The organism is Planktothrix agardhii, assembly GCF_904830935.1.
Lineage (GTDB): Bacteria > Cyanobacteriota > Cyanobacteriia > Cyanobacteriales > Microcoleaceae > Planktothrix > Planktothrix agardhii.
On the sequence record NZ_LR882952.1, the window covers coordinates 2,736,237 to 2,748,956 of the forward strand.

Sequence of the window (12,720 nt, forward strand, 5' to 3'; positions counted from 1 at the left end):
GTTAACCCTTAACTAATCTAATCTTTAATTATGTCTGTATTCGTACAAGTTGATCACGTCAATCGCGTTTTTAATCTTCCCAATGGAGAACAATATATTGCCCTAAAAAATATCGAACTCAAAATTGATAAAGGGGAATTTATTACCTTACTTGGACACTCTGGCTGTGGAAAATCCACCCTATTAAATATTATTGCGGGGTTAGATCAAGCATCAGAAGGAGGGATTATTTTAGAAGGGCGAGAAGTTCGAGAACCTGGGCCAGATCGGATGGTGGTATTTCAAAATTATTCCCTATTACCTTGGTTAACTGTTAGGGAAAATATTGCCTTAGCGGTTGATGAAGTGTATCGTAAACTTCCTAAAACTGAACGAAAAGAAATTGTTGAAAAACATCTTAAATTAGTCGGTTTAAGACAGGCTGCGGATAAACGACCGGGGGAAATTTCGGGGGGGATGAAACAGCGAGTCGCGATCGCTCGTGCCCTATCCATTCGACCCCAATTATTACTCCTAGATGAACCCTTTGGAGCCTTAGATGCTTTAACTAGAGGCGGGCTACAAGAGCAGTTAATGAAAATCTGTGAAGCCAACCAAGTCAGCGCCGTCATGGTGACCCACGATGTCGATGAAGCCTTATTATTATCCGATCGGATTGTAATGTTAACCAACGGCCCAGAAGCTCATATTGGGCAAATTTTAGAGGTGAATATTCCCCGTCCCCGTCAACGGATGGAAGTGGTTAATCATCCCAGCTATTATGCCTTGCGGAATGAAGTTGTTTATTTTCTCAATCAACAGAAAAAAGCCAAAAAATCAGCTACCAAAAAAGCACCTATGGTTATTGCTAAAAATGGCTTAGAAAAAGTCAATTTAGACCTGGGTTTTATTCCCCTAACCGACTGCGCCCCCCTAATTATTGCTAAGGAAAAAGGGATCTTTGAGGAATATGGATTAAGCGAAGTTACCCTCAGTCGAGAAACCAGTTGGAAACTGTTAGGTCAGGGGGTGATCGAAGGCCGTTTAGACGCGGCGCAAATGGTGGCAGGAATGCCCATAGCTATGACATTGGGCTTTGGTAAAAACCCACCCCTGCCCATAGTAACTGCCATGACCCTATCTCGAAATGGCAATGGAATTACCTTGAGTAAAAATTTATATGAACATGGGGTAAAAACCCTAGAAGATTTTAAAATTTATATCGAAAATAACCTTGACAAAGTGCATACTTTGGGTATGGTTCACCCTAGTTCTATGCACAATTTAATGTTACGCTATTGGTTAGCAGCAGGTAATATTAACCCCGATCAAGATGTTAATTTAACCGTGATTCCACCGCCCCAAATGCAGGCTAATTTAAAAGCCGGAAATATTGATGGGTATTGTGTGGGGGGGCCTTGGAATGCCCGATCTGTTCATGAGGGGTTAGGATTTGTTATTGCTAATAGTTTTGATATTTTCCCGAATGGACACACGGAGAAAGTTTTAGGGGTGAAAGAGGAGTGGGCAAATCGCTATCCTAAAACCCATGTTGCTCTAGTAAAATCCTTAATTGATGCCTGTGACTATTGCGATGATCGGCGAAATCGAGAAGAAATTTTAGAGATCTTATGTCGGGATGAATATATCGGATCGGCTCCAGAATATACCCGTTTAGGATTTATTGACCCCGTTGATCGGGGTAATGGTCAACCAGCCGAATTATTGATAAATTACAATCAGTTTTTTGTCGATAAAACTAATTGTCCTGATGCTACGGAATTTCTCTGGATCATGGCAGAAATGGCTCGTTGGGGGATTACACCCTTCCCGAAAAACTGGGTTTCTATCCTAGAAAGGGTATTAAGAACTGATGTTTATGGCCAAGCAGCCCGGGAATTAGGATTGTCTGATACAGGACGCGATCGCCAAAGTATCAAACTATTTGATGGCACTATTTTTAATCCTAACGATCCGATTAAATATCTCAAAAATCTCAAGATTAAACAAGAAATTCGGATTGAAGAAATTATCCTAGATCCCATAGCAGCCTAAAACAGTCTAATCGTCAACCATTGTTTAGTCTAAAAAAATATGCAAATTTTAGATAGTATTTCTTCTAAACCAATGCCATTTTCAAAATCCGATGCTTTTTTGGTAATTGATCAAGTTTCTAAAGTCTATAACACAGCAAAAGGTGAATATGTTGTACTTGAAAACGTCAATCTTGAGGTGCAAGAAGGCGAATTTATCTGCATTATTGGTCACTCTGGTTGTGGAAAATCTACCCTATTAAATATGGTGGCGGGGTTTAATCAACCCACCACTGGGGTCGTATCAGTTCAGGGAAAAACTATCACCGAACCTGGGCCAGAACGGATGGTAGTATTTCAAAACTATTCCCTCCTACCCTGGTTAACCGCAAAAGAAAATATTCAGTTAGGAGTTGAGTCAGTATATCCTGACAAATCCGCCGCCGAACATAAAACCATTGTTCAGGAAAATTTAGAGTTAGTCGGGTTATCGGAAGCGGCGAACAAAAAACCCGCCCAACTCTCAGGAGGTATGAAACAACGGGTTTCCATCGCTAGAGCTTTAGCTACCCGTCCCCAAATGTTGATTTTAGACGAACCCTTTGGCGCCTTAGACCCCATCACCCGGGAAGAACTTCAGGAAGAACTACTAAGTATTTGGCAAGATCATCGAATTACTGTATTGATGATTACCCATGATATCGATGAAGCCTTATTTTTAGCCGATCGTCTGGTGATGATGACCAATAGCCCATCAGCCCAAATTGGGGAGATCCTCGATATTCCCTTTTCCCGTCCCCGCAACCGCGCCAAAATCACCGAAGATCCACGATATTATGAATTACGGAACTATGCCCTCGATTTTCTATTCCGGCGCTTTGCCCACCATGAAGAAGATCAAGACACAACTGAAGATACAACATCTGACATGGAATCGGCACAAAGCACTACAATATCACCCAGTTCTAGTTCTATAGCAACAGAGGTGCTAAATATGCAACCCGATAAACCTAACCCTAATGAAAATCCTTATGCTCAACCTTCTGAACCTGAATTAATCCAGGAAGAAAGTTCTACCACGATCTCGGAAGAAATGTCTCCATCGGCGAAAACCGGAGTGTTATTTGCCCTATGGGGAGTCATTCTCGCCACCTTAGTCGGATCATTAGTTTTTAACTCCTCTGCGCCTACTACCCCCAATAAAGAGGCAGAAACCCCTGAATCTTCCTCAACGACAATGGAGACGTCAATCCCTGTGATTGTGGAAACCGCGACTCCGATCACAACACCCTCTCCGACTTTATCGCCTAGTCCCACGGCGACTTTATCCCCAGGTACAGTTCCCTCTGTTAGTATTTCTCCATCCCCTGAGTCTATTCCAGTGGCCTCTCCTAACCCGGTGGCAACGACTTCCCCTAGTCCCACTAATAGCGTTGCATCTACCACAACAATAACAACAACCCCCTCTCCCAGTTCAACAACGGCGATCGCTCCTACCACAAAGGCATCTCCAACGGTTTCTCCCTCACCCATTGCTACGGCGTCCCCAACTCCAGGGAGTTTAGCCGAGGCTACGGCATCTCCTTCTGCTGTTGCTACCGGATCTCCGGCTACAACACCAACAACAACGTCTTCGCCTTCGCCTTCTCCTGTGGCAACATCCCCCAGTAGCAGCACTACAGCCACTCCTAGTGCGGCGGATTTAGAAAAGTTGAATCAAGAGGTTTTTGCTAACATCAATGAGGCTTGGACAAATACTCCCGTGACCGCAGTTTCTGTTTATTTAGTTAAGGTGAGTCAAACGGGGGAAATTTTGAGTTATGAGGCTAAATCTGCCGATGCAACTCAAAATCTGAACAATACCCCTCTGCCTAAGTTAGTGAAATCGGATGTGACCCAAACTCCCTATACGCAATTTGAGGTGACATTTACTCCCGTAGGAACCTTGGATTTAAAATCGGTTCAATAGGGAATATTTTAAGAGGAATTGGGAGTTAATTATTATCCCAATTTCTCACTCTGAGTTAACAATTTTTATATTAAATAAATTTTGGAATTCGTTGTTGGGCTTTAGCCCTCCATATTCCTGGGCTGAAGCCCCAAAAGATGGAGGGCTCAAGCCCAACAACTAGCCCAACAACTATTTTATAAAACAATGAAATCCATTAAAACCCTTTGTCCTTTCTGTGGTGTCGGTTGTGGTTTAGAAATTCTATCCACAGCAACAGCCGATCAAGATATTAAACGAAATGAACAGGAAAACCCAGTTTGGAAGGTGAGAGGCGATCGCCAACATCCTTCTAGTTTGGGAATGGTCTGTGTTAAAGGAGCCACCGTCACCGAATCAATTCATCGCGATCGTCTTTTATACCCAATGATTCGAGAAACCCTAGATCAACCCTTCCGCCAGGGGAGTTGGGAGGAAGCTCTAACTTTGATCGTGGATCGGATCAAAACCGTTAGTCATGAATATGGTTCCGATGCCCTATGTATGTACGGTTCCGGTCAGTGTGTTACCGAAGATTATTATGTGGCACAAAAACTATTTAAAGGTTGTTTAGGAACCAATAATTTTGATGCCAATTCTCGTTTATGTATGTCATCTGCCGTTTCAGGTTATGTTCAGAGCTTGGGGGCTGATGGGCCGCCCTGTTGTTATGATGATTTAGAATTAACTGATTGTGCTTTTATTGTAGGTAGTAATGCCGCCGAATGTCATCCAATTATATTTAATCGTTTAGCCAAATATCATAAAAAAAATCCCCACGTTAAACTAATTGTTGCTGATCCTCGATGCACCCAAACCGCAGCAGTTGCCGACCTGCATTTACCGATTCGCCCCGGAACTGATATTGACCTATTTAATGGTATTGGTTATTTATTATTAAAATCGGGAAATATTGATACCCTATTTGTGGAAGAATGTACCCGCAATTTTAAAGAATATGCTCAACTTTTACAATCTTATCCTCCCGAAAAAGTTGCCGAAACCTCTGGAATTACTATCGAAGCCTTAGAAACCGCTGCCCGTTATTGGCAAGAATCTAAACGGATTTTATCTATGTGGTCAATGGGATTAAATCAATCCTCCGAGGGTACGGCAAAAGTGCGATCGCTAATTAATTTACACCTAATGACCGGTCAAATTGGTAAACCCGGTTCTGGCCCGTTTTCCCTCACCGGACAACCCAACGCCATGGGCGGACGGGAAGCCGGAGGACTGGCCCATCTATTACCCGGCTATCGATCGGTAACTAACCCCCAACATCGGGCTCAAGTTGAACAGTTTTGGGGTATTCCCCCAGGTCGCATTTCCCCCCATACCGGACGCACCGTTTGGGATATGATTATCGGTTTAGAACAGAATCAGGTGCAGTTTCTCTGGATCGTCGCCACCAATCCGGCCGTGAGTATGCCTGACCTGAAACGCACCAAAGCCGCCCTATTAAAATCCCCCTTCACTGTCTATCAAGAAGCCTACTATCCCACGGAAACCGCCCCCTACGCCCATATTTTACTCCCCGCTACCCAATGGAGTGAAAAAACCGGGGTGATGACCAACTCCGAAAGGCGTGTAACCTACTGTCCGGGGTTTGATATCCCTTTGGGAGAAGCCCGACATGACTGGGAGATTTTTGCTGATGTCGGTAGGCGTTTAGGGTTTAAGGAAGAATTTGCTTTCCAAACCTCGGCGGATGTCTATGCTGAATTTGTGCAGCTTACTCAAGGGCGTCCCTGTGATATGTCAGGGTTAAGCCATGACCGTTTGCAACAACAGGGGCCGACCCAATGGCCCTGTCCAGAAGGAGAAGTTGACTCTAGTATTTCCTCCAAACGCCTCTACACCAATAATTATTTTGCCACCCCCGACGGTCGGGCGATTTTTGGCCCTTACCATTCCAAGGGGTTAGCTGAACCCAGTGATCCCGATTATCCCTATGTGTTGACAACGGGGCGTTTATATGGGCATTGGCACACCCTCACCCGCACCGGGAGAACGGCAAAAACCCAACAAATGCACCCCGACCCATTTATAGAAATTCATCCCAAAGATGCAGCTAATTTGGGGATTGAAAATGGCGATATTGTGCAAGTCTGTTCTCGACGGGGAAGTTGTCAATTTCCCGCTAAAGTCACTGCCTTTATTGCCCCTGGAACCGTTTTTGTCCCGATGCACTGGGGGGCGTTGTGGGCCGCAGATGCAGAAGCCAATAATTTAACCCATCCCCACGCCTGTCCTGACTCCCGCCAACCGGAATTAAAAGCCTGTGCAGTACAGTTATCAGTTATCAGTCATCAGTCATCAGTTATCAGTTCAAGAGTTGACAGTCATCTAGGGAACCTTTGATAATTTTTATCGACTATTAGAGTAAGTCAGGAATTAGAGAAACGACTAACTCCCATCTACCCTAAAGAACTTAAAAAGTCTGATCAAGACCTTTAAAATCATCTTTTGGGATGATGCAGAATCCCTAAAAAAATGTTAGCCTAAAATAAATAAAGGGATTCAAAATTTTATTAAGTTGAGTTAACCCATGAAAACCACATTAACCTTAGCAACATTAATATTATTAGCCAGTTCAATGCTCCCAGCCCATGCTGTGATGCTCAATAACCGGACTAATACAGACTTATCAAGACAACCCTCTCAAGATTTAATTCTGGCTCAAAATAATTTTGACCAATATCGTCAACAGCGTCACGCACAGTTAGAACAACAAATGCGGGAGGAGGTGAAAAAACCTCAATATAATAATTTGTCCCCAGCCCAAAAAGTCCAAATGATTCGGGATGCTCATAAAACTTTAGATCAAAGTTTAGACCGGGAATATGAAACCTGGAAAAAACAGCAATCTAATAATAATAATGGCCGTTACAACAATAATGGTCGTTATAATAACAATAATCCCAATAATCAACAATCCTTTGATCAATATCGTCAGCAACGCCATGCACAGTTAGAACAACAAATGCGGCAAGATATGAATCAACCCCAATATCGCAATTTATCCGCAGCCCAAAAAGCCCAAATGATTCGAGATGCTCATATTAATTTAGATCAAAATTTAGATCGGGAGTATGCGAATTGGCAACGGGGTAACAATAACGGGAATTATAATAACAACAATCCTAACAATCCCAATAGTCAACAATCCTTTGATCAATATCGTCAACAACGTCATGCACAGTTAGAACAACAAATGCGGCAAGATATGAATCAACCTCAATATCGCAATTTATCCGCAGCCCAAAAAGCCCAAATGATTCGAGATGCTCATATTAATTTGGATCAAAATTTAGATCGGGAGTATGCGACTTGGCAACGGGGTAACAATAACGGGAATTATAATGGCAGCGATCGCTATGATCGTTATAATCGTAACAATCAACCCTATCCTAATGGGGGTTATAATCGTTAATTGTAGGGTGTTTAAGTACGGCGCACGAACCATCTCAAATCAATTGATCATTAATCAACAGCCTTGAATTAAAATGAAGGCTCAAAACTCAAACTTTAGTCAATTTTAACCGACTAAAGTTTGATTATTTTTTGGGAGGTAATATTAGATTCTAAATATTAAACTAACCACAATATTTTAGGAAATTAACAAAAAATCCGTCCCAAGGTTGTAATATTTTATTGTAGGGGTTTGGTCTTCAAACCCAACCCAGTATCGGAAGTCCCCTATTAAATTGTATTTATGTTATCAGCCAATGGCTTATTTAATGAATCCTTTTATTTAGCACAAAACCCCGATGTGGCGGTGGCGGTTGCTAGTGGAATTATTGCTAATGGATTTCAACACTTTATTGAGTCCGGTCAATTTCAGGTTCGCCAACCCAGTCCCCTCTATGATGAATCCTATTATTTAGCTACAAATCCTGACGTTGCCCAATTGATTAAAAGTGGAGCTTTTGCCAGTGGGTTTCAACATTATATTAACCTGGGACAGTTGGAAAATCGCAGCCCCAGTGTTTTATTTGATAGTACCTATTATTTAACCGAAAATCCGGCTCTTGCGGCCATCGTTGCCCAGGGAAATATTACCGGAATTGAGCATTTTGTTAACTTTGGACAATTTGAAGATCGCAGTCCCACACCCTTTTATAATTCTAACTATTATTTAGCTAAAAATCCCGATGTTGCCATTGCCGTTGCCCGGGATGAACTCACCGGAATTGAACATTATATTAACATTGGAGCCGCCGAAAATCGTCAATTTACCCCCTTTATTCAACCCCAAGGTTCTAGTTTACCTAATCGAGTCGCCACCGGAGATACAACCCCCAATTCCACGGTATTTTTAACCCGTAGTTCGGCGGCGGGAACTGTTAGTCTGGAATATGGGAATAATCTTAGTTTTATTAATCCTTTGGGAATCCTTTATAGTGACGTCACAGATATTACTGAACCCGTTAAGTTAGCAGCTAATAATTTAACTCCAAATACTCAATATTTTTATCGGTTTACCAATGCAGAAGGAACATCATCAGTAGGAAGTTTTCGCACTCCAGCAGCTATTGGAACCCAACAGGGATTAAGATTTGGAGCCACCGCCGACGGACAAGGGGAATTAATGCCCTATATGTCGGTTAATAATATTCCTGAACGCAATTTAGACTTTTTTGTGGGATTGGGAAATACCATTTCTGCTGATACGATTTCCCCCGATTTACCCGGCGTTGAACAAGCGGTTACTCCCCTGGATTTTAGAACTAAATATAATGAGATTGTTTCCCCCCGTTTAGAACTTAATCCTTGGGCAAATTTACAAGCTGCAACAACAATATATAGCACTTGGAATGATCAAAATTTAATTACGGGTTTTGCGGGGGGAGAAATTCCCGCTTTATCTCCTCAACAGTTATTTTTTGGAACTGACGGACAATTTATTAATAATACTGATCAATTTAACATCGGTTTGCAAGCCTGGAAAGAGTATAATCCCGTGGGAAATCAAGTCTATGGAAAAACCGGAGACCCCCGCACTGCTAATCAAGATAAACTTTATAGATATCAACCTTTTGGCAGTGATGGGGCGTTATTTGTATTAGATGCACGTTCTTTTAGAGATGCACCTTTACCTCAAGTTCCTGACCCGGCTTTAGATATTCAAATTAATCAATTTTTAGCATCTTCTTTTGACCCTAACCGGACGTTATTAGGAAAAGCACAGTTAGATGATTTAAAGATTGATTTATTAGAAGCACAAAACTCTGGGGTGAGTTGGAAATTTATTTTTTCTCCGGTTCCAATTCAGAATTTAGGATTATATGATTCTGCTAACCGTTGGGAAGGATATGCCTCTGAACGTCGGGATTTATTACAATTTATTGATCAAAATAATATTAAAAATGTTGTATTTGTATCGGGAGGTGCCGGAGGAACTATTGTTAATGAGTTAACCTATCAATTGAATTTTGATCAACCTCAAATTAAAACCGATGCGATTGAAATTACTGTAGGGCCCATCGGTTATCAGTTAAATTTAGGTGAAAGCTTTATCCCTGGAACTTGGGGGTCAGAAATTATGAATTTTAGTTCTATTGATACTATTACCCAGGATACTAAGGATTTTTACGCAGGGTTAGATACGGCTTCAAGTAAAGATCAATTAGTCCAAAATATTCTGAATAATCAACTAAATCAATTCGGATATGATCCGATTGGTTTAGATGAAACAAAACTCAATTCTGAGTTAATTAAAGGGTCTTATTTTGCAGTTCATAATTTTGGCTGGACTGAATTTATTGTTGATCCACAAACTCAAAAATTGCAGGTGAATGTCTATGGAATTGAACCTTACACCCAAACAGATATCCAGTCAATTCCAGCTAATATTATTAATCGTCAGCCAGAAGTAATTAGTCAATTTGTGATTAATTCAATATAGCGCTAGGGAACAGCCCCCCGTGCACGGGGGATTTGGGAGAGAGGTCACACAGTTTTTCCTAGAGAATGAAACAGCCCCCCGTGCACGGGGGGTTTGGGGGAGAGGTCACACAGTTTTTCCTAGAGAATGAAACAGCCCCCCGTGCACGGGGAGTTTGGGGGAGAGGTCACACAGTTTTTCCTAGAGAATGAAACAGCCCCCCGTGCACGGGGGGTTTGGGGGGGCTATTCCCTATTCCTATAAATTCAAGCGATCACAGAATGTTCAGGACGGGCAAAAATCATCCGACCTGCGGAAGTTTGCAAGGAACTTGTCACAATTACTCGTACCAAATCCCCGACATACTCACTTCCATCTTCTACAACAACCATTGTACCATCATCTAAATAACCAATACCCTGAGATGGTTCTTTCCCTTCCTTTCTAATTTTCAACTCAATAATATCCCCTGGTAAATAGGAGGCACGGATCGCTTGCACCAAATCATTAATATTCAAAACTGGAACTTGTTGTACCGTTGCCACCTTTGATAAATTGTAATCATTGGTTAATAGCGTGCCATTGATTTCTTGAGCAAATCGGACTAATTTGGCATCGACTGTTTGCGGTTCTTCATAATCAATGGAATGAATCGAAATCTGATCGGGATAGTCTTCTCGTAGACGATTCAAAATATCTAATCCTCGCCGTCCTCGCACCCGTTTTTGATCATTAGCCGCATCAGCAACTAATTGTAACTCCTGTAAAATAAACTGAGGTACTAAAATTTGACCTTCAATAAACCCTGTTTCTAACAAACTTTCAATCCGACCATCAATAATACAACTGGTATCAATTACTTTGGTATAAGCAGGTTTTAGAGTTCCTTCCGCCAATAACATTGAGTCTAAACTACCCGGATTAATAATTCTGAAAAATGCCCGTCCGTGGGTATCCGCTAAATTAACGCCCGTAAACCCAAACATGGCACTACATAACAGTGCAAACAAAGGTTTCATAAACCCAAATTCCCTGGGAATAGGCAGTAAAAATAACGGTGCTAACATTAAATTAGCGACTAATAATCCAATCACCAAACCGATAGCACGGGTGATTAATACGTCAAGAGGCATCTGGCGAACTTGTTCTTCTAGGCGACGATAGCTGGTTTGCACCACTAAACCCATTACGCCTCCGATTAAAGCGGTAAATGCACCCGTAACCGATCGCAGTCCTTCGATATTTGTGACTTGATCGAGTACAGGTTTCGGAAGCAATTCAATGCCGTAGAAGCCCGTCCCAGCACCAGCTATTATGAATAAAATAATAATGATTGCATCTAGCATGATTTTAAGCCGATGGAAGTGGTTTGGAAATCCCGTTCAGGATATCCGTGGGTTTGTGTACCATTATATCTTCTGTGGGAAACCTAATCGGTATTTGACTGTGAGGGAAAACCGACCCCACTTATTCTCCCGACTCCATTATTGTCTATAATCCCCCCAAACCCTTAATATGACTGATTCTTCTATTCTCACTAACACTCAATCTCAACCCGGTTTTCCATCTTTAGAATCCCCCAGATCCGCCTATTTACATATTCCTTTCTGTCGTCGCCGTTGTTTCTACTGTGATTTTGCCGTGTCTGTAGTAGGCGATCGCCAACATGGGGATAATTCTGCCATAATTCAAGACTATGTAAAAGTTTTATGTCAAGAAATTGCCCAACAATCCGTTTCTTCTAATATTTATCCTTTAAAAACCGTTTTCTTTGGCGGTGGAACTCCTTCGTTATTATCGGTTAATCAGTTAGAACAAATTTTACATCTAGTAGATAAAAAATTAGGTATTTCTACAGATGCAGAAATTTCTATGGAAGTAGACCCCGGAACTTTCGATCAAGAAAAATTACAAGGTTTTCTGGATTTGGGGGTAAATCGAATTAGTTTAGGGGTACAAGGATTTCAGGATAAACTCTTACAATTAGCTGGGCGATCTCATACCGTTGATGATATTTTTTCAGCAATTAATATTATTGAAAAAACTGGAATCAAAAACTGGAGTTTAGATTTAATTTCCGGTCTACCCGAACAAACCTTAGAAGATTGGGAATATTCCTTAAAAACCCTATTAAAAATTAACCCCAATCATATCTCGATTTACGACCTAATAGTCGAAGATAAAACACCTTTTTCTCGATATTATACTCCGGGTGAATTTCCCCTACCCACGGAAGAATCCACCGCCCAAATGTATCGTTTAGCTCAACAACTTTTAACACAAGCTGGCTATGAACATTACGAAATTTCTAACTATGCCAAACCCGAATTTCAATGTCAACATAATTTAGTCTACTGGAAAAAACAACCCTATTATGGTTTTGGCATGGGGGCGGCAAGTTATCTTCAGGGTTATCGCTTAACTCGACCTCGAAAACGACAAGAATATTATGCCTGGGTTAATGGTAATTATTCATACAATATTGCCGAATTTGTCGATACAACCCAAGAAAAACTATTAGAAACATTAATGTTAGGATTACGGTTAGCAGAAGGAATTAATTTAGAATATCTATCACAACAATTTGGATCCGAAACCCTAGCCCAAATATTAACAATATTAATTACTTTTAAAAATCAAGGATTAGTTCAATTTTTAGATACCCAAAAACAACCTATTTCTAACACCATTCAACCGCACTTAAATCAAGGTTTTATTCAATTAACAGATCCCGATGGTTTCTTACTTTCTAATCAAATTTTATCTACATTATTTGCAGAATTAAGTGATCTGTAACTTAGGTTATAGCAGTTGCCGCATCTATTAGGACATTC

At 41.2% G+C, this 12,720-nt stretch carries 7 protein-coding genes; 6 read left to right on the forward strand and 1 reads right to left on the reverse strand.

Annotation, left to right across the window (positions count from 1 at the left end; genetic code table 11):
• Nucleotides 1–30 precede the first annotated feature (30 nt).
• The 5 genes from NMG88_RS12900 (at nucleotide 31) to NMG88_RS12920 (ending at nucleotide 9,907) form a co-directional block, all read left to right on the forward strand.
• Complete coding sequence (locus NMG88_RS12900) at nucleotides 31–2,034, forward strand: ABC transporter ATP-binding/substrate-binding protein (protein WP_042154877.1); 2,004 nt, start codon at nucleotides 31–33, stop codon at nucleotides 2,032–2,034.
• 39 nt (nucleotides 2,035–2,073) lie between these two features.
• Complete coding sequence (locus NMG88_RS22590) at nucleotides 2,074–3,981, forward strand: ABC transporter ATP-binding protein (RefSeq protein ID WP_346732950.1); 1,908 nt, start codon at nucleotides 2,074–2,076, stop codon at nucleotides 3,979–3,981.
• 186 nt (nucleotides 3,982–4,167) lie between these two features.
• Nucleotides 4,168–6,360 (forward strand): molybdopterin oxidoreductase family protein, encoded by a 2,193-nt coding sequence (locus NMG88_RS12910; RefSeq protein WP_235765881.1) that lies wholly within the window; start codon nucleotides 4,168–4,170, stop codon nucleotides 6,358–6,360.
• Between the two features lie 187 nt (nucleotides 6,361–6,547).
• On the forward strand, nucleotides 6,548–7,432 hold the full coding sequence (locus NMG88_RS12915) for a hypothetical protein (RefSeq protein ID WP_235751619.1): 885 nt from the start codon (nucleotides 6,548–6,550) through the stop codon (nucleotides 7,430–7,432).
• Between the two features lie 282 nt (nucleotides 7,433–7,714).
• A complete protein-coding gene (locus tag NMG88_RS12920; protein WP_254035495.1) occupies nucleotides 7,715–9,907 on the forward strand; it encodes an alkaline phosphatase D family protein in 2,193 nt (730 codons plus the stop codon).
• A gap of 245 nt (nucleotides 9,908–10,152) precedes the next feature.
• Here the strand turns inward: NMG88_RS12920 and NMG88_RS12925 are convergent, their stop codons facing one another.
• Nucleotides 10,153–11,232 carry a PIN/TRAM domain-containing protein gene (locus NMG88_RS12925; RefSeq protein ID WP_042154870.1) on the reverse strand — a complete coding sequence of 360 codons (1,080 nt, stop codon included), beginning with the start codon at nucleotides 11,230–11,232 and terminating at the stop codon, nucleotides 10,153–10,155.
• Nucleotides 11,233–11,401: 169 nt separating this feature from the next.
• Between NMG88_RS12925 and hemW the strand changes: the two genes are divergently transcribed.
• Nucleotides 11,402–12,682, forward strand: a complete 1,281-nt coding sequence (gene hemW, locus NMG88_RS12930) for a radical SAM family heme chaperone HemW (RefSeq protein ID WP_235765879.1) — start codon at nucleotides 11,402–11,404, stop codon at nucleotides 12,680–12,682.
• The last annotated feature ends 38 nt before the right edge of the window (nucleotides 12,683–12,720 follow it).